This window comes from Promicromonospora sp. Populi (assembly GCF_041081105.1).
In the GTDB taxonomy this organism is placed as follows: domain Bacteria; phylum Actinomycetota; class Actinomycetes; order Actinomycetales; family Cellulomonadaceae; genus Promicromonospora.
In genome coordinates this window covers 748,373-765,597 of the sequence record NZ_CP163528.1, presented here as the reverse complement: position 1 = coordinate 765,597, position 17,225 = coordinate 748,373, and the positions used below count along the sequence as shown (strand labels likewise).

The 17,225-nt window shown below is 72.1% G+C and carries 16 protein-coding genes and 1 pseudogene; 8 read left to right on the top strand and 9 right to left on the bottom strand.

Annotation, left to right across the window (positions count from 1 at the left end; all coding sequences use genetic code 11):
• The first annotated feature begins 48 nt into the window (after positions 1–48).
• Together AB1046_RS03440 and AB1046_RS03435 are read left to right on the top strand one after the other, a co-directional pair.
• Positions 49–1,632: an aldehyde dehydrogenase (NADP(+)) gene (locus AB1046_RS03440; protein WP_369372402.1), complete on the top strand. Its 1,584-nt coding sequence runs from the start codon at positions 49–51 to the stop codon at positions 1,630–1,632.
• Positions 1,629–2,957: an enolase C-terminal domain-like protein gene (locus AB1046_RS03435; RefSeq protein WP_369372401.1), complete on the top strand. Its 1,329-nt coding sequence runs from the start codon at positions 1,629–1,631 to the stop codon at positions 2,955–2,957. Before AB1046_RS03440 ends, AB1046_RS03435 begins: the two co-directional genes overlap by 4 nt.
• A gap of 16 nt (positions 2,958–2,973) precedes the next feature.
• On the opposite strand, the gene AB1046_RS03430 is transcribed toward AB1046_RS03435, so the two are convergent.
• From AB1046_RS03430 to AB1046_RS03415, 4 genes are all read right to left on the bottom strand, one after another.
• Positions 2,974–3,597 (bottom strand): TetR-like C-terminal domain-containing protein, encoded by a 624-nt coding sequence (locus tag AB1046_RS03430; protein ID WP_369372400.1) that lies wholly within the window; start codon positions 3,595–3,597, stop codon positions 2,974–2,976.
• A gap of 53 nt (positions 3,598–3,650) precedes the next feature.
• Positions 3,651–4,538, bottom strand: coding sequence for an SDR family oxidoreductase (locus AB1046_RS03425; RefSeq protein WP_369372399.1), 888 nt, complete (start codon positions 4,536–4,538; stop codon positions 3,651–3,653).
• A gap of 67 nt (positions 4,539–4,605) precedes the next feature.
• On the bottom strand, positions 4,606–5,349 hold the full coding sequence (locus AB1046_RS03420) for an SDR family oxidoreductase (RefSeq protein WP_369372398.1): 744 nt from the start codon (positions 5,347–5,349) through the stop codon (positions 4,606–4,608).
• Positions 5,350–5,492: 143 nt separating this feature from the next.
• The gene (locus AB1046_RS03415; RefSeq protein WP_369372397.1) at positions 5,493–6,920 is read right to left on the bottom strand and encodes a cation:dicarboxylase symporter family transporter; all 1,428 of its coding nucleotides are present in this window, start codon (positions 6,918–6,920) and stop codon (positions 5,493–5,495) included.
• 131 nt (positions 6,921–7,051) lie between these two features.
• Between AB1046_RS03415 and AB1046_RS03410 the strand changes: the two genes are divergently transcribed.
• Both AB1046_RS03410 and AB1046_RS03405 read left to right on the top strand, forming a co-directional pair.
• Entirely contained in the window at positions 7,052–8,761 is a 1,710-nt protein-coding gene (locus AB1046_RS03410; RefSeq protein WP_369372396.1) for an ATP-binding protein, read from the top strand.
• Entirely contained in the window at positions 8,758–9,453 is a 696-nt protein-coding gene (locus AB1046_RS03405; RefSeq protein WP_369372395.1) for a response regulator, read from the top strand. The genes AB1046_RS03410 and AB1046_RS03405 overlap by 4 nt, the downstream gene beginning before the upstream one ends.
• Positions 9,454–9,481: 28 nt before the next feature.
• On the opposite strand, the gene AB1046_RS03400 is transcribed toward AB1046_RS03405, so the two are convergent.
• On the bottom strand, positions 9,482–10,048 hold the full coding sequence (locus AB1046_RS03400) for a hypothetical protein (RefSeq protein WP_369372394.1): 567 nt from the start codon (positions 10,046–10,048) through the stop codon (positions 9,482–9,484).
• A 74-nt stretch (positions 10,049–10,122) separates the two neighbouring features.
• Positions 10,123–11,118: a helix-turn-helix transcriptional regulator gene (locus AB1046_RS03395; RefSeq protein ID WP_369372393.1), complete on the bottom strand. Its 996-nt coding sequence runs from the start codon at positions 11,116–11,118 to the stop codon at positions 10,123–10,125.
• Between the two features lie 101 nt (positions 11,119–11,219).
• On the opposite strand from AB1046_RS03395, the gene AB1046_RS03390 reads away from it, so the two are divergent.
• On the top strand, positions 11,220–12,272 hold the full coding sequence (locus tag AB1046_RS03390) for an ATP-binding cassette domain-containing protein (RefSeq protein WP_369372392.1): 1,053 nt from the start codon (positions 11,220–11,222) through the stop codon (positions 12,270–12,272).
• Positions 12,269–13,099, top strand: coding sequence for an ABC transporter permease (locus AB1046_RS03385; protein ID WP_369372391.1), 831 nt, complete (start codon positions 12,269–12,271; stop codon positions 13,097–13,099). Before AB1046_RS03390 ends, AB1046_RS03385 begins: the two co-directional genes overlap by 4 nt.
• A 48-nt stretch (positions 13,100–13,147) precedes the next feature.
• Here AB1046_RS03385 and AB1046_RS03380 read toward each other — a convergent pair whose 3' ends face one another.
• Complete coding sequence (locus tag AB1046_RS03380) at positions 13,148–14,368, bottom strand: FAD-dependent monooxygenase (protein WP_369372390.1); 1,221 nt, start codon at positions 14,366–14,368, stop codon at positions 13,148–13,150.
• 103 nt (positions 14,369–14,471) lie between these two features.
• On the opposite strand from AB1046_RS03380, the gene AB1046_RS03375 reads away from it, so the two are divergent.
• Positions 14,472–15,170, top strand: a complete 699-nt coding sequence (locus AB1046_RS03375) for a TetR/AcrR family transcriptional regulator (protein ID WP_369372389.1) — start codon at positions 14,472–14,474, stop codon at positions 15,168–15,170.
• A gap of 19 nt (positions 15,171–15,189) precedes the next feature.
• Here AB1046_RS03375 and AB1046_RS03370 read toward each other — a convergent pair.
• A pseudogene (locus tag AB1046_RS03370) lies at positions 15,190–15,405 on the bottom strand (histidine phosphatase family protein); the annotation flags it as partial.
• Positions 15,406–15,441: 36 nt separating this feature from the next.
• Positions 15,442–16,089 carry a transcriptional regulator gene (locus tag AB1046_RS03365; protein WP_369372388.1) on the bottom strand — a complete coding sequence of 216 codons (648 nt, stop codon included), beginning with the start codon at positions 16,087–16,089 and terminating at the stop codon, positions 15,442–15,444.
• A 197-nt stretch (positions 16,090–16,286) separates the two neighbouring features.
• Here AB1046_RS03365 and AB1046_RS03360 point away from each other — a divergent pair, with 197 nt between their 5' ends.
• Positions 16,287–17,213, top strand: a complete 927-nt coding sequence (locus AB1046_RS03360; protein ID WP_369372387.1) for a M23 family metallopeptidase — start codon at positions 16,287–16,289, stop codon at positions 17,211–17,213.
• The last annotated feature ends 12 nt before the right edge of the window (positions 17,214–17,225 follow it).

Here is a 17,225-nt window from a genome sequence, read left to right as displayed (position 1 = left end):
GGCCGAAGCACCGGCCGAAGCACCGGCCGAAGCACCATGGGAGACCTGATGACCACCACGCACCTCACCGGCCACTCGATCGTCGAGGGCCAGCCCCTCGCGGGCACCGCCGGCACCGTCGCCGGGCAGGACCCCGCGACCGCCCAGGCGCTCGAACCCGTCTACTCCCTCCTCGACGACACGCAGGTCGCCCAGGCGACGGCTGCCGCGCGCGAGGCATTCCCGAGCTTCTCCGCGCTCGCCCCCGAACCCCACGCCCAGTTCCTGGAGCAGATAGCGGCAAACATCGACGCCCTGGGGCCCGACGTCGTCGCGCGGGCCATGCGCGAGACAGGTCTCCCGGCGGCCCGCCTCACGGGTGAGGTCGCCCGCACCACCGGCCAGCTCCGCCTGTTCGCGCAGGTGGTCCGCCAGGGCGACCACCGCGGCGTGCGGATCGACCCCGCCCAGCCCGACCGCACTTCCCTGCCCCGCACCGACATCCGGCAGCGCAAGGTGCCGCTCGGCCCTGTTGCCGTGTTCGGCGCGAGCAACTTCCCGCTCGCCTTCTCCACCGCAGGCGGCGACACCGCCTCGGCGCTCGCGGCCGGCTGCCCCGTGGTGGTCAAGGCGCACAACGCGCACCCCGGCACCGCCGAGCTCGTGGGCCGCGCGGTGGCCGACGCCGTCGCGCAGTGCGGCCTGCACCCGGGCGTGTTCTCCCTGGTCTACGGGCCGGGGAACGCCGTAGGCCAGGCCCTGGTGACCGACCCCGCGATCCAGGCCGTCGGCTTCACCGGCTCCCGCGGCGGCGGCCTCGCGCTCGTCGCCGCGGCCGCGGCCCGCCCCGTGCCCATCCCCATCTACGCGGAGATGAGCTCGATCAACCCGACGATCCTGCTCGACGGCGCCCTGGCCGGCGACGTCGACGCCCTGGCCACCGCGTACCTGACGTCGGTGACCGGCTCGTCGGGCCAGCTCTGCACCGCGCCCGGCCTCGTTCTTGTGCCCGACGGCGCGCGGGGGGACGCCTTCGTCGAGGCGGCCGGACGCGCCGCGGCGGCCGCCGCCGGGCAGACGATGCTCACCGCGGGTATCGCGCAGGCCTGGCAGCAGGGGGTCGACGAGCTGGCCGCCCAGGACGGCGTGCGGCTGGTCGGGGCCGGCAAGCCCGGCGACACCCAGAACGCCCCGGCGCCCGCGGTGTTCGCGAGCGCGGTGCCGAACCTGCTGAGCAATCCGGTGCTGGGGGCCGAGATCTTCGGCGCCGCGTCGCTCGTGATCCGGTACGCGGACGCCGACGAGCTGCTCTCCGCCGTCGAACAGCTGGAAGGGCAGCTCACCGTGACGCTGCACCTGACCGAGGCCGACCGCGAGACCGCCGCGGCGCTGCTGCCCGTCCTGGAGCGCACCGCCGGCCGCATCCTCGCGAACGGCTGGCCCACCGGCGTCGAGGTGGGGCACGCGATGGTCCACGGCGGGCCGTTCCCCGCGACGTCGGACAGCCGCACCACCTCGGTGGGGACGCTCGCGATCGAGCGATTCCTGCGCCCCGTGGCCTACCAGAACCTGCCGGAGTACCTGCTGCCCGAGCCGGTCCGCTCCGACAACCCGTGGCACCTGACGCGGCGGGTGGACGGGGTGCTCCAGTGAGCGGCCACCCGACCGTCGCCCGCGTCGAGGTGGTCCCCGTGGCGGGCCACGACTCGATGCTGCTCAACCTGTCCGGCGCCCACGCCCCGTTCTTCACGCGGAACATCGTGATAGTCACCGACTCCGACGGCCGTACCGGGCTGGGCGAGGTGCCCGGTGGGGAGAAGATCCGGGCCACTATCGAGGAGGCGGGGCGGCTCGTCGTCGGGCAGCCGGTGGCCCGGTACCGGAGCCTGCTGCGCTCGGTCACCGCCGCGTTCGCACACCGCGACGCGGGCGGGCGCGGCACCCAGACCTTCGACCTGCGCACCACCGTGCACGCGGTCACGGCCCTGGAGTCGGCCCTGCTGGACCTGCACGGCCAGGACCTGGGCCTGCCCGTGGCCGAGCTGCTCGGCGAGGGCGCCCAGCGCGAGAGCGTGCCGATGCTCGGCTACCTGTTCTACGTGGGCGACCCGGGCACCACCGACCTGCCGTACCTGCGCGGCGACGACGAGTCCGACGCGTGGGGCCGCCTGCGCCGCAAGCAGGCCCTGACGCCCGACGCCGTCGTGCGGCTGGCCGAGGCCGCCCAGGAGCGCTACGGGTTCAGCGACTTCAAGCTCAAGGGCGGCGTGCAGGCCGGTGACCTGGAGGTCGACGCCGTCGTCGCGCTCAAGGAACGCTTCCCCGAGGCCCGGATCACGCTCGACCCGAACGGCGCCTGGCCGCTGGAAGAGGCGATCCGCCTGGGGCTGCGCATGCGCGGGGTTGTCGCCTATGCCGAGGACCCGTGCGGCGCGGAGGGCCGGTTCTCCGGCCGCGAGGTCATGGCGGAGTTCCGGCGCGCTACCGGCCTGCCGACCGCCACGAACATGATCGCCACGGACTGGCGCGAGCTGGCGCACGCCGTGCGGGCGGGCGCAGTCGACATCCCGCTGGCCGACCCGCACTTCTGGACCATGGCCGGCTCCGTGCGGGTGGCCCAGCTCTGCGCCGACTTCGGCCTGACCTGGGGATCGCACTCCAACAACCATTTCGACGTCTCGCTCGCCATGTTCACGCACGTCGGAGCGGCGGCCCCCGGTACGATCACCGCGCTGGACACCCACTGGATCTGGCAGGACGGGCAGGGCCTGACCACGGCCCCGCCGCAGATCGTCGGCGGCGAGATCCAGGTGCCGACGACGCCGGGGCTCGGCGTCGAGCTGGACCACGAGCGCCTGGCCGCCGCGCACGAGCTGTACCTGAAGCACGGGCTCGGGGCGCGGGACGACGCCATGGCCATGCAGTACCTGGTCGAGGGGTGGGAGTTCGACCCGAAGCGGCCGTGCCTGGTGCGCTGAGCCCCGGACCCGGGACTCAGCGTCGGGCGATGCCGCCCAGCAGGTTGTCCACCAGGGCGTCGACAAAAGCGCTGGTGATCGGCTCGTCCGGGATCAGGAGCCGGTGGTAGACGGCGCCCCAGAGCTGGTCGACGACCACCTGCACGTCGACGTCGTCCCGGAGCTGGCCCTGCTCCTGCGCCTGGCGGAGCCGCTCCCCCGCCAGGCGGCGCCGCTCGGACGAGTACAGGGTGCGGTACGCGACCGCGAGGTCCTTGTCGGTCTGCGACTCGCCGATCAGCTCCGCGAGGACCCGGCCCCCCGGGGTGGTGGTCATCAGCCGGGCGAACGCGTGGAGCTGCTCTCGCAGGTCGTTGTCGATGTCGCCCGTGTCGGGGAAGGCGAGCGTGCCCTCGACCGCGTGGAAGTAGCCGTCCAGCGCCAGCGCGCCCTTGGAGGGCCACCACTTGTAGAGGGTCGTCTTGCTGACCCCCGAGAGGCGGGCGGCCCGTTCGAACGTGAGGTCGGCGATGCCCTCGGTCAGCAGCACCTCGCCGACGGCGCGCAGCACGTCGCCGCGCACCTCGTCCGCAGGACGCCGCCCACGGCCCCGGCTGCGCACACCCAGCTCGTCGACGGTGGACGTCGTCTGGTTCTCCACGGTTGTTTCCTCCACGGTGCTTGGCGGCGCCCGCCAGTGTAGATGGGCAGTGGTCAGTGGACCGTGAGCAGGTCGTCCAGGCCGACGCGGGCGAGGAACTCCCGGCGGGTCCGGTCGGCCAGCTCCGAGACCGCTTCCGAGCCGTCGTTCGCCGGGTCGATGTGCACCCGGTACGGCCGCTGCCCGGCGGGCAGGGCCACGATGCGGGCGATCTCGTCCGAGACGAGCGAGGCGGACGCCCCCTCGGGGGCCAGCGCCGCGAGCTTCTCGGCGACCTGGCCCATCAGCCCGGCGTACCGGGTCTCGTAGGCGGCCTCGACGTCGCCGTCGGCCGGGCGTCCGGCGTGCGCAAAGTGGTTGGTGCCGCTCGTGAACGAGCCGGGCACCACTATCGACGTCTCGACGCCCCAGCGGGCCAGCTCCCCGGCGTACGACACGGCGAGCGAGTCCATGCCCGCCTTGGCCGCGAAGTACGGCGCCAGGTAAGGCGGGGTGCCGCCCTTGACGCTGGTGCTGGACACCCAGACCACGAGCCCCTCACCACGGCCGCGCATGCCGGGCAGGACCGCCCGGTTCACGCGCTGGGTGGAGAGGACGTTGACGTCGTACAGCTCGGCGAGCTGCTCCGGGGTGAACGCCTCGGTGGGCCCGACGACCATGTGGCCGGCGTTGTGGATCAGCACGTCGATGCGGCCGTGCTCGGCCTGGATCTGCGCGACGGCGCGGTCGACCGACTCCTGGGAGTTCACGTCGAGCTCGATGGCGCGCAGGTCGGCCCCGTGCTCGGCCGACCAGGCCTGCGCGGCCTCGACCTGCGGGGCGTTACGCCCCTCGGTCTGCCGCATGCCCGCGTAGACGGTGTCACCCGCCGCCGCCAGGGCGCGGGCCGTGAGGGCTCCGAAGCCGGAGGAGGCTCCGGTGATGACGATGACGTTGCTCATTTTTCTGCTCCTCGTGTCAGGTGGTTCGTGTCTGAAGGCTTGTGTGTGCTGAGCTGACGGCCGCCGGTCAGGCGATGCCGCCGTTGATGAAGACGGTCTGCCCGTTGACCCAGCGGCCGGGTCCGGCCAGGAAGGCGACGGTCTCGGCGACGTCGGCGGGGGTGCCGAGCCGCTCCAGGGGCGCGAGCCGGGCGAGGGTGTTGATGGTCTGCTCGTCCTTGCCGTCCAGGAACAGCGGCGTGGCGGTAGGCCCGGGTGCTACGGCGTTGACGGTGATGTCCTTGCCGCGCAGCTCGCGCGCCAGGACCAGGGTGAGCGCCTCGACGGCGGCCTTCGACGCGGCGTACGGGGCGTAGCCCGGGTGCTGCAGGCGGGTCTGGCTCGTGGAGAAGCCGATGATCGCGCCGCCCGACCGGACGCGGGCGGCCGCCAGCTGGGCGACGACGAACGAGCCGCGGATGTTGGTGCGGTGCATGCGGTCGAGGTCGGCCAGGTCGAAGCTCGCGACGGGGCCGAGAATCATGATCCCGGCGGTGTTCACGACGACGTCGATCCCGCCGAACGCGGCCTCGGTGGCGTCGAACGCGGCGGCCATCGCCACCTCGTCGGCGACGTCCCCGCCGACGGCGATCGCCTGCCCGCCGGCGGCCTGGACCGCGGCGACGACCTCGTCCGCCCTGGCCTCGTTGCCTGCGTAGTGGACGGCCACCGCGAAGCCGTCGGCGGCGAGCCGCTCGACGACGCTGCGGCCGATACCGCCGGACCCGCCGGTGACGAGGGCGACGCGAGTGCTGCTGGTGTTGGTGCTCATGGCTTGCTCCCGTTGGTTCTGATGTGGACCGTGCGTTCATATAACCACAGATGTGTACGCCACGTCCATATCTGGAGAGAAGAAAAGAGACGGCGGCCGAGGCACCCCCAGAGTGCCTCGACCGCCGTCGGTCTTGCCGCCGGTCAGACCGCCGTGGGCTCTGTCGCCTTGGCGCGCGGGCCGTCGTTCTGGCCCGCGGGCGCGCTGTTGGTGGCGACGTCCTGGGCATCCGGCGCGCTGTTCGCGGAGTCGTCCGAACCGCCGTGCGAGTCGTCCACCGAGTTCTCGTCGAACGGGAGCGAGCCGGACAGGACCGCACCTACGCGCTCCTGGTCGATCTCCTTGGTCCAGGTGCCGATGACCACCGTGGCCACGGCGTTGCCCGTGAAGTTGGTCAGCGCCCGGGCCTCGGACATGAAGCGGTCGATGCCGACGATGAGGCCCACACCGTCGACCAGGTCGGGACGGTAGGTCTGCAGGCCGCCGGCCAGGGTCGCCAGGCCGGCGCCGGTGACGCCCGCGGCACCCTTGGAGGCGATGATCATGAAGGCGAGCATGCCGATCTGCTCGGGGATCGAAAGCGGAGTGCCCATGGCGGAGGCGATGAACAGCGACGCCATGGTCAGGTAGATCGCCGTGCCGTCCAGGTTGAACGAGTAGCCCGTCGGCACGGTGATGCCCACGACCGGCTTGGAGACGCCCAGGTGCTCCATCTTGGAGATGAGGCGCGGCAGGGCCGCCTCGGACGACGACGTGCTGACGATCAGCAGGTACTCCCGCGCCAGGTACTTCATGAGCCGGAAGATGTTCACACCCGACACGAGCCGCAGCACGGTGCCCAGCACGAGCACGATGAACAGGATGCAGGTCACGTAGAACCCGATCATCAACGTGGCGAGCGCGACGACGGCGCCCCACCCGGTCTCGCCGACGACGCCGGCGATCGCGCCGAACGCACCGACCGGCGCGACCCACAGGATCATGGTCAGGACGCGGAACACGATCGACTGGATCAGCCGCACCGCGTCGAGCGCCGGCTTGCCGCGAGCGCCGAGCTGCTGGATGGCGAAGCCGACGAGCAGGGCCACGAACAGGGTCTGCAGCACGGAGTCGCCGGTGAGCGGCGAGACCAGCGTGGTGGGGATGATCCCGAGCACGAAGTCCACGAGGGTCGACGCCTCGCCCTCGGCCTCGTAGGTGGTGCCCGCGATGGACAGCCCCTCGCCCGGGTGCAGCACGTTGCCGACGACCAGGCCGATCACGAGCGCGAACGTCGACATGACGATGAAGTAGAGCAGCGCCAGGCCGCCCACCCGACCCACGGTCGCGGCCTTCGCGATGGAACCGATGCCGAGCACGATGGTGCAGAAGATGACCGGGGAGATCATCATCTTGATCAGTGCGACGAACCCGGTGCCGAGCGGCTTGAGCGCCACCCCGGTCTCGGGCGACGCGAGTCCCACGATGACGCCGGCGACGACGGCGATGATCACCGCGATGTACAGGTAGTGGCTCTTGTCGAGCCGGCGGCGCGGGGTCGTTCCCGGGCCGACGGTCTGGTTTTCCGCCATGGTCTTTTCCTCTCACAACGCTGTGGATGTCCGCGTCAAGAGTGCTGGCGACCGTGGCGAACCTCACCATTGCGTACATAGTGTTCTCGCGCGGGTCATCCGCGCCGCGAAACCCGGGCCACAATGGGTCCGTGGCGCAGCGACGGGGTGCGAGCATCGCGAGGTGGTTCCTCGCGGTGCACACGGCGCTGCTGTTCGCCGGTGCCGTGGTGGTGTTCGGGCTCCTGGTGCTCGACGCCAGGTCGACGGCGCAGACGTACGCGGGCAAGGAGAGCAGAGACCTCGCGGCCACCGTCGCAGCGGAGTCGCTGGTCATCGACACGGTGGCGAACGCGCACGCGGCCGGTCAGGAGGACCGCGCCGACTCGGTCGCCGAGGCGTCGGACCTGCTCCAGCCGTATGCCGAGCGCGTCATGGCGTCTACCGACATCGACTACCTGACCGTCATGGACACGGACCGGACCCGCTACACGCACCCCAACACGGTTCAGATCGGGCAGCCCTTTGTCGGCACCATCGCCCCGGCCCTGACCGGCCAGACGTTCACCGAGGTCTACGACGGCACGCTCGGGCCGTCGGTGCGCGCCGTCGTCCCCGTCGTGACGGAAGACGGCGAGATCGTCGGGCTCGTGTCGGCCGGGGTGACGCTCGACCGGCTGTGGGACAGCATCCGCTTGCGCCTGGTCATCGTCGGGATCGGGACGCTCCTCGCGTTCGGCGTGGGCGCGGTGGCCGCGAGCCTGCTCGCCCGCCGGCTGGACCGGATCACGGAGAGCAAGGGCCCGGACGAGCTGGCCCACCTGTTCACGGCGCACGAGGCGGTGCTGCACTCGGTCGAGGAGGGTTTGCTGCTCGTCGAGGACGGCACGGTGGTCCTCGCCAACGACGAGGCGCTGCGCCTGCTGGAGGTCCCGGAGCTCGCTGCCCCGTTCTCCGTGACCGACGAGCGGTTGTCGGCGGAAGTCCACGACCTCCTGGTCGGCAACGTGCCGGAGGGGCCTGTCCGGGTCGGCGACCGGGTGCTGCTGGTGGGCCGGGACACCGCCGCGGCGGCGGGCCGGAACGTCGGCGAGGTCGTCTCCCTGCGCGACCGCACGGAGCTGCAGCGGGTCACCGGCGAGCTGTCCTCGGTGCGCACCATCTCGGAGGCGCTGCGCGCCCAGACCCACGACTTCAGCAACCGGCTGCACACCATCGCCACGCTCATCGAGCTGGGCCGCAGCGACGAGGCCCTGCGCTTCGTCGCCGGGGAGCGCGACCTGGGCCAGCGGCTCACGGACCGCGTCGTCAAGGCGATCGACGAGCCGGTGATCGCGGCGCTCGTGCTCGGCAAGGCCGCGCAGGCCCGCGAACGTGCCGTGGAGATGCACTTCGAGACGCACATCGCGCCGGGCACGCACTGGCTGGAGCCCGTGGATGTGGTGACCATCCTGGGCAACCTGATCGACAACGCTATCGACGCCGCCGCGGCCCACGCCCTGGACGACACCGCCGAACAGGCCACCGAGGCCTGGGTCGAGGTGTACCTCGCCAACGGCGACGACGGCTCCCTGGTGTTCCAGGTCTCCGACAGCGGGCCCGGTGTGGCCGAGGCCGACCTGGACCGCATCTTCGACCGCGGCTGGAGCACCAAGGACGCCGCGGCGGGCGGCCGCGGTTACGGTCTGGCGCTCGTGCGCCAGGTCGTGGAGAGCTTCGGCGGCGACATCGAGGTGTCCCAGGGGTCCGGCACGAGCGCCGGGGCCGTCTTCACGGTCACGCTCCCCCGGCCGCCCGCCGTCGGGCCGCCGGGACCACCGGCGTCGTCCGCCCGGGTGAGCGGGTCGGTGAGCCGGCAATGATCCGGGTCCTGGTCGTCGAGGACGACCACCGCACCGCCGAGGCACATGGCGAGTACGTGCGCCGCGTGGCGGGCTTCGAGCTCGCCGGGGTGGTGCACACCGCGAGCGAGACCGTCCGCGCGCTGCGCGACGCCCAGGCCGGCGGCCCTGAGGTGCACCTGCTCCTGCTGGACATGCACCTGCCGGACCTGCACGGGCTGGTCCTGTGCCGTCAGCTGCGCGCGGCCGGGCTGGTGGTCGACGTCATCGCGGTGACCGCGGCCCGCGAGCTGGAGACGGTGCGCGAGGCGGTGGCCATCGGCGTTGTGCAATACCTCATCAAGCCGTTCACGTTCGCTCTGTTCGCCGAGAAGCTCGGCGCGTACCGCAAGTACTTCGAGCAGATGCGCTCGCCCGTCTCGACGCTCAGCCAGCGCGAGGTGGACACGGCGTTCGCGGCGCTGCGCACCTCCAACGCCGCAGGCCTCCCCAAGGGGCTGTCCCAGGACACGCTGGACGCCGTGTCCGACCTGCTCGCCCGCCGACCGGGCGCGCTGTCGGCGAGCGAGGTGGCGGACGAGCTCCACCTGGCGCGCATCACTGCGCGCCGCTACCTGGAGTTCCTCGCCGACGCCGGGGTCGCCACCCGCGCGCCCCGCTACGGCGCCCGCGGCCGCCCGGAGCTGGAGTACACGCGCCACCGCTCGGCGTGACCGGTCAGTGGGCGGGTCAGTGGGCGGGTCAGTGGGCGGCGGCGGCCGTGACGCGGTCGATGTAGGCCTGCTCGCTCGCAGAGACCGCGAGCCGCTTGCTGAAGAAGCCGCCCTCCCTGGACGACGTGGCCCCCACGACCTTCGTGGCGATCCGGACGAGCCATTCCGCGTACGCGTCGACGTCCTGCTGGTCGGCCCGCGCCTTCAGCAGCGCGATCGAGGCCTCGGTCAGCTCGACCGCCCTGGCCGTCTCCCGCTCCGGGTCGGGGCGCACCCGCTCGTTCCGCGTGGGCGCCTCGGCCGACGCGGCGACCTCCGCGGGCGCGACTGCCTCGTCGTCGGCCTCCTCCGGCTCCTCCAGCTGGGCCCGCTCGTCCTCCTTGAGCCGGTCGCGCAGCGCGATCGCCACGGACTGGATGAAGGCGTTCTCGTGCTGCTGCGCCTCCCGGAACACCTTGGCGCCGGACGCGGCCTCCCGGACGAACCGGATCGCCCCCGGTTGCCCGTCGGCGAGGGTCGCACCCTTGAGCACTGCTCCCGGCGCGTCCAGGATCTGGTCGAGCTCGTCTTCGCTGAAGTCGGTCAGATTTGTCATGCGCACACTCTCTTGTCGATCGGCGAACAGCTCGGCAGGGAACGGGCACAACCTACTGCGTCCGCACCCGCGGCTCACGCCCCGCCCGGAGCCGCCGCCGCATAGCGGCCGGCCAGCTGCTGGACCGCGTCGACGAGCTCGGGCGGGCCCGTCACCTCGAACGGAACGTCGAAGGCGCCGAACCGGCAGGCCAGGCCGCCCCAGGACCACGAGCCCAGCACCACCCGGCACCGGGGTGCGCCGTCGACGTCGGGCAGCGGCTCGCACAGGCCCTGGGCGCCGACCCACGGCACGATGTCGGCGGCCCGGGCGTGGAACACCGCCGCGCCCTGCGCGGGCGACGGCGGCCCGGTGAATCGGGAGGCAACAAAGCCCGCCACGTCCCCGCCGGGGACCTCCCGGCGGGTGAACCGCGGGCCGGTCCCGGACCGCAATGTCATGCGGTCCACCCGGAAGAGCCGCCAGTCGTCCCGGTCGAGGTCGAACGAGACGAGGTACCAGCGCCCGTCGGAGACCACGAGGTGGTGGGGCTCGACCCGGCGCGGCGGCCGGAACGCCCGGTCGCCCTCGCCGATGGCGGCCATGGTCCCGCCCTCGTAGTCGAACCGCACGACCTCGCGGGCCTGGCAGGCCGAGCCGAGCGCCAGGAGCGCATCCGGGTCCACGGCCGCCTCGTCGCGTCCTGCCCGACGCCGCACGGTGGTCACCTCGAGCGCGTCCAGCCGCGCCCGCAGCCGCGCGGGCATGACCTGTCGGATCGTGGCCAGCGCGCGCAAGGCGCCCTCCTCGGCCCCGGGGATCGCGCCCGTGCGCAGCGCGACGGCCACGGCGACCGCCTGCTCGTCGTCGAACAGCAGGGGTGGCAGCTCGGCGCCGGCGTCGAGGCGGTAGCCGCCGTCGGGCCCCTTGGTGGCGTTGACGGGGTAGCCGAGCTCACGCAGCCGGTCGACGTCGCGCCGCACCGTGCGCGGGCTGACGCCGAGGCGGTCGGCGAGGAGCCCGCCGGGCCAGTCCCGGCGGGCCTGGAGCAGCGAGAGGAGGGCGAGGAGGCGTCCGGAGGTCTCGAGCATGAATTCAGGATCGCACGCAGTAGAGGACAGGAACTGACCGCTACTGCCGGAAAACTGGTGCACGTGATCAAGACCGCAGGCACCGACCGCAAGGAGACATCGTGATCCGCACCCGAGCACTCACCAAGGACTTCGTGGTGAGCCGCACCAACACCGTCCACGCCGTGCGTGGCATCTCGCTCGACGTCGAGCCGGGCGAGCTGGTGGCCGTGCTCGGCCCCAACGGCGCCGGCAAGACCACAACCCTGCGCATGCTGACCACGCTCATCCCGCCGACGTCGGGCACCGCGGAGGTCGCCGGGTACGACGTCGTCACCCACCCCGACCGGGTGCGTTCCGCGATCGGCTACGTGGGCCAGGGCGGCGCCGGCGGCGCGGCCCAGCACGTGCGCGACGAGCTCGTCACCCAGGGCGAGATCTACGGCCTCGACCGGCGCACGGCCCGGGCCCGCGCCGCCGAGCTGCTCGAGGCCCTCGACCTGACCGAGCAGGGCGACCGCAAGGTCGACAGCCTGTCGGGCGGGCAGCGGCGCCGCCTCGACGTGGCGGTCGGCCTGGTCCACGAGCCGTCGCTGCTGTTCCTCGACGAGCCGTCGACCGGCCTGGACCCGCACAACCGCGCCAACCTCTGGGAGCACATCCTGCGGATGCGCACCGCGGCGTCCACACCCATGACCATCGTGCTCACCACGCACTACCTCGACGAGGCCGACACGTTCGCCGAGCGCGTCATCGTGGTGGACCACGGGCAGGTCATCGCCGACAACACCGCTGACGCCCTGAAGGCCGACCTGGCGGGCGACCTCGTCACCCTCCGGGTCGCCACGGAACACACGGCGGCGCTGGCCGGTGTCGCAGAGCGCGCGCCCGGCACCCGGTCGGTCCGGGTCCAGGCCGGCGCAGGTACCGACGCCGCGACAGCCGCCGTCGAGATCCGCACCGCGGACGGGCCGGGTGCCACCCCGGTGCTGCTCCGGGCGGCGGACGCGCTCGGCATCGAGGTGAGCCGTGTGGACGTCGCGCGGCCCACGCTCGACGACGTCTTCCTCGGCCTGACGGGCCGCAGCCTCCGCGAGAACGCGGTCCACGCCCCGGCCGCCAGCACGACCAGCGCCGCCACCACCGAACCGACCAAGAAGGAGGTCCTGGCATGAGCGCCGCGACCGTCTCCCCGGACCTGACCCCCTACTCGACGAGCGCCGGCCGCCGGCCGCTCCCCCGCCGCAGCTTCCTGCGGGACACCCGGATCGTGCTGGTCCGGGAGCTGCGGCCCGTCGCGCGCGACCCGTTCTCGGTCCTGTTCGGCCTGGTGCAGCCGCTCGTGTTCCTTGGGCTGTTCGGCCCGCTGCTCGTCGGGTCGGCCGGCGCGGCGCTCGGCACCGACGTCTGGCTGTGGTTCGTGCCCGCCGTGCTGGCGATGACCACCCTCTTCGGTACGTCGGTGACGGGCTCCAACCTGCAGCTCGACCTCACCTCCGGCGTGCACGAGCGGATGCTGGTCACCCCCCTCTCCCGCCCGGCTCAGCTTGTGGGCCGCGCGCTGAAGGAGATGGTGCCGATCATCGCGCAGTCCGCCGTCGTCCTGGTCGTGATGCTGGGGTTCGGCCTGCGCCCGGACCCCGTCGGGGCGGTGCTCACGCTGCTGCAGCTCGCGGTGCTCGGTATCGGCATCGGCTCCCTGTCGTACGCGCTGGCCCTGGCGGTGCGCAAGCAGGAGTGGATGTTCTGGGTGGTGCAGCAGACCGTGCTGTTCCCGGTCATGCTGCTGTCGGGCATGCTCCTGCCCCTGGACTCGGGGCCGGCGTGGATGCGCGCCGTCTCGACGGTCAACCCGCTGCGCTACGTCGTCGACTCGGGCCGTGCGGCCTTCGCGGGCGACGTCCTGTCGGCGACGGTCGCCTGGGGCTGGGTGGCGGCGATAGCCACGGCCGCCCTCGGTCTGGTGGTCGGCGTCCGCGCCATGATCCGCTCGGCTGACTGATCGCCCGACCCGTTGAGTGCTGGGTGTACCCAGCACTCAACGGGCGGGTCAGGCCGCGGCTACGTCTATCGACTTCTCCTGGAAATGGGGAGCGATGATCCTTTGCATGATGCGCTTGCCCGTCGGGTTGCCAAGGAGCGTCTGGGTCAGTGTCCGGGTCGACTTGTCCCGGCGGGTCTGCGGCACGAAATGCACCAGGTCCCGGCGACCGTTGTTCTGATGAGCCCCGATGAAGGGCCGCATCCGCATCTCCCACTCGCGCAGCGCGCGCGCCGGGCTGCCGGGGTTGCGCTGCAGCACGGTGCCGAGCAGGTCAGCGCCGGCCAGCGCGCTGGAGGCGCCCATGCCGGAGTACAGCGTGAGGCACCAGGCCGCGTCACCGAGCAGCACCACGCGGTCGGTGTGCCAGCTCGGCATCTTGACCTGGTGGACGGAGTCGAACAGCGGTTCGGCGGCCGCCTCGAACTGGTCCAGGAGGTTGCCCAGCACAGGCCCGGCGGGCTCGGGGCCGAAAGCGCGGCGCAGCGACTCGATGGGCGGACGGCGGAACTGCCCGTCCTCGTCGTCGGTGCGGTAGTTGAACAGGACGGTGGGCTGGTGGTTGATGAACGGGAAGACCCACACCGACCGGCCGGGCTCGGCGAGGATCAGACCGTCCGTCTGCCTGAAACCAGGCACCGGCTCCTGCAGGAGCGAGACGCCGATGATGTGGTGGAACGGCCGTAGGTAGTCGACGTCCGGGCCGAATGCCAGGCGGCGCACCGTGGACCGCAGGCCGTCGGCCCCAACGACGAGGTCGAACCGTTCGGTGGTCTTGGTGCTCTGCTCGCCCGCGGCGCCAGCCACCGTGGTGCGCAGCGTGACGTCGACGCCGGCGGCGTGCTCCTCGATCGCAACCGGTGTGGTGCCGAACCGCATGGCGGCCAGCGGCGCGGCGGCGTCGTACAGGGCGCCCTCGATGTCGCCGCGCAGGATGAGCTGCGGCCCGCCGGGCAGGTCTCCGTAGCCCATGCCCGGACGGCGGCGTCCGTCCCGTTCGACGTCGTAGGTGATCGACGTCGGGTCGGTCCGGTTGCCGATGGCGTCCAGCACACCAAGGCGGGCCGCGGCCGATCGCCCGGTGCCGAACATCCCGACGAAGTACCCGGCACCGCGGCGTTCGGGTGTCCGCTCGACGATCACGGACTCCCAGCCGATGTCGTGCAGACGCAGTGCGGTGGCCAGTCCCCCGACACCCATCCCGACGATCAGTGCGCGCGGCTTGTTCATGTTGATCCCTCTCTGGCGAATGTTGTACCGCCATTATTGACTGGGAATGTTTCGCCAGTCAAGAACCGGCGACTACGATGGCGCAGGTCGAAGGGAAGGTGTCATGGCACGTCCGGTGCAAGACCGCGCGGAGGCGATCCTGGCCGCGGCCCGAGCGCAGTTCCGTCTCGACGGGGCGGAGCGCACGACCGTCGACGCCGTCGCCGCGCGCGCCGGTGTCGGCAAGGGGACGGTTTTCCTGTACTGGCCGACCAAGGCCAGGCTCCGGGACGCCGTCCTGCAGCTCGAGATGGCCAAGCTGCTGGCCGATCTTGCGGACGACCTCCGCACCGGCAAGACCCACCTGAGTGTGGGACGCGTGGTGCGGCGCGAGATCTCGGCCGTGCTGGAGAACCCAGACTTGGCGCCGCAGGCCATGGACATCCCCGGCCAGTCGAAGGGCCGAGAGATTCCCGGACGTGGGCTGCATCGGATCGTCTCGATCATGCAGGCGCACGGACTGGTCCGGGACACGGCGACGGACGAGATCGTCGCAGGTTTCGAGACCGTGGTGACAGGTTCGCTCGCCATCGGGCTCACCGAGCCGGAGCGGATGGAGACCGTCCTGGACGCCGCGGAGCGGCTGCTCGACTCGACCTACGACCGGCCCGACGCCACCCCTGCCGCCATCGCTGCTGCGATGCCGGAGGTGCTCGAAGCGCTGGAGGACGTCGTCGACGAGCTCGTCGAGGAGGCCGCACCGGACCGCGCCACCACGGCGGTGCTCCGACCCCGCCCCCGCCCGGCCATGGCCGGAACCTGACGCAGGCCCGCCGCCCGCGTCAGGGGCGGGCCGACGGCGGGAAACCCGTCCAGCGCAGGTCCTCCGGCAGGTGGCCCATGTCGTTGAACAGCACAACCGTCGGCGGCAGGCGGTCGCGGTACTGGATCACCGTGAGGGCCGCGTTGCCGCTGTTCGGGCCCAGCCACCGGGCCGGCGGCGCGTCCAGCGCGTGCCGCAGCAGCCAGGCCACCTGGAACGCGTGCGTCACCAGGACCTCGTGCGTCTCCGTCTCGGCCGGCCGCGCGAACCGCTATGCCCCCCGCTGGACCCCGAGCGTCGAGACCAGGTCCTCGTGCAGCTCCATCCAGACCACGTGGCACGACCCGATGCCGGTACCGGTCACCCACTCGCCCCGCCCGCTTCGGGCCCGGGCGAGCGCCGCGGAGAACCGCGTGTCGTAGCCCTCGAACCGGGCGAGCGCCGAGGCCAGCTCGGTGACCAGCGGTGCCAGCCCGTCGTCCAGCGCATCAAGCTCCGCCAGGACCCGGGCGTCCCACTCCGGGTCGGTGTGCGGGTTCGGGGTCAGCCGGTTGCCGCCCTCCGGCCGCACCTGCCAGTCCGTGCACGCCGCCAGCAGGCGGGTGTTCAGCGGCCCGAACGCCTCGTGCACCCGCTCGACGACGGGCCGGGCACCCGCATCCGCCAGCTCCTCGGCCAGCCGCCGGTCGTCCTCGGCGCGGCCCCGCTCCGTCATCGACCAGCCGGCCGTGCCGCCGAACGCCGCCTGCCTGATCCAGCCGTACGCCTCGTCGTCCAGCAGGATCTCGCGCGTCTCCGCCTCGTCGAGGCCGAACCGCACGGCGACGGCGTCGTCGTCGGCCATGCCCTGTATCCGGACCGAGTGGAGCACCAGCAGCTCTGGCGGCGAGGATCGGCCGGGCGCCTCGATGTGGGTCATGTTTCGCACGGTGCATCGTCAAGTAGCCGGTGTCAACGTCAACGCACTGAGGTACGCCGAGGGAGAAATCAGGCGACCCTCCGCCCAGCGCCGTCCAGGGGAGCCCTACCCATGGGCACCGCCCGCGACACGTGCCAGCCTTCCTGCGTCAGACCGTGCGTCAGACCAAGAGCCGGACCCCAGGATGGAGAGCACTAATGTCAGTCATCTCCCCGTTCCGCAGAAGATCCGCCAAGCACCGGGCACTCATCAAGCACTGGGCGCTCGCGGCCATGGCCGCTCTCGCCCTCGTCACCACCCCGGCGGCCTCAGCCACCGCATCGGACGACGTCGGCGCGCTGGCCATCGCCCACAAGTCGCCGTTCAGCTGCAGCAAGACGTTCTACGCCAACAACTGGACCCCGAGCCACAACCCTGCCGGTTCCATCGACTGGCAGAGCTACGAAGGCGACGCCGTGGGCGGCGAGACGGTCCGCGCCACGGCCGGCGGCACCGCCACCTTCGCCAACGCGGGCAGCCCCGGCTACGGCCAGTGGGTGCAGATCGTGCACAGCGACGGCACCCGCACGCGTTACGCCCACCTCGCCACGATGGTGCGCACCCCCGGACAGACCATGGCGGTCAGCCAGGGCACCGTCATCGGGACCGTCGGAGCCACCGGCACGACGGCGCCGCACCTGCACTACGAGCAGCGCAACTCGTCCGGCGTCGTCGACACCAGCCCCACCGTCGAGGGCGTGACCGTCTCGCTCGGGCAGAAGAAGGCGATCACCAGCACCAACGCCTGCGGTGGCGGGACCAACCCGTACACGCCGGAGGAGGTCTGCGGCAGCGGCTTCGTGGTGATCGACCAGGCCGCGCTCGGCAGCGTGGGTCGGACCTACCTGCTGTACAACTCCGGCAACGGCAACAACTGCGTGGCCACCCTGAAGTCCACCAACCTCGGAACCCCGAGTGCGGTCTCGGCCTTCCTGGAGCCTGAGGGAGCGTCCCGCACCACCGACTCCGGCAGCTACTCGTACTACGCGGGGCCGGTCAAGCGGTCCGCTCCCGGGACCTGTGTCAGGTGGGGCGGCTCGGTGGGCGGCACCGCCTACACCAGCCCGTTCGAACACTGCGACTGACGCTCCCGCGGT

Excerpts from the sequence above, each read along its gene's own strand:
- AB1046_RS03440 (WP_369372402.1), top strand. The coding sequence starts at position 49 with ATGACCACCACGCACCTCACCGGCCACTCGATCGTCGAGGGCCAGCCC.
- AB1046_RS03425 (WP_369372399.1), bottom strand. The coding sequence starts at position 4,538 with ATGAGCAACGTCATCGTCATCACCGGAGCCTCCTCCGGCTTCGGAGCC.
- AB1046_RS03420 (WP_369372398.1), bottom strand. The coding sequence starts at position 5,349 with ATGAGCACCAACACCAGCAGCACTCGCGTCGCCCTCGTCACCGGCGGG.
- AB1046_RS03415 (WP_369372397.1), bottom strand. The coding sequence starts at position 6,920 with ATGGCGGAAAACCAGACCGTCGGCCCGGGAACGACCCCGCGCCGCCGG.
- AB1046_RS03405 (WP_369372395.1), top strand. The coding sequence starts at position 8,758 with ATGATCCGGGTCCTGGTCGTCGAGGACGACCACCGCACCGCCGAGGCA.
- AB1046_RS03400 (WP_369372394.1), bottom strand. The coding sequence starts at position 10,048 with ATGACAAATCTGACCGACTTCAGCGAAGACGAGCTCGACCAGATCCTG.
- AB1046_RS03395 (WP_369372393.1), bottom strand. The coding sequence starts at position 11,118 with ATGCTCGAGACCTCCGGACGCCTCCTCGCCCTCCTCTCGCTGCTCCAG.
- AB1046_RS03385 (WP_369372391.1), top strand. The coding sequence starts at position 12,269 with ATGAGCGCCGCGACCGTCTCCCCGGACCTGACCCCCTACTCGACGAGC.
- AB1046_RS03380 (WP_369372390.1), bottom strand. The coding sequence starts at position 14,368 with ATGAACAAGCCGCGCGCACTGATCGTCGGGATGGGTGTCGGGGGACTG.
- AB1046_RS03375 (WP_369372389.1), top strand. The coding sequence starts at position 14,472 with ATGGCACGTCCGGTGCAAGACCGCGCGGAGGCGATCCTGGCCGCGGCC.
- AB1046_RS03365 (WP_369372388.1), bottom strand. The coding sequence starts at position 16,089 with ATGACCCACATCGAGGCGCCCGGCCGATCCTCGCCGCCAGAGCTGCTG.
- AB1046_RS03360 (WP_369372387.1), top strand. The coding sequence starts at position 16,287 with ATGTCAGTCATCTCCCCGTTCCGCAGAAGATCCGCCAAGCACCGGGCA.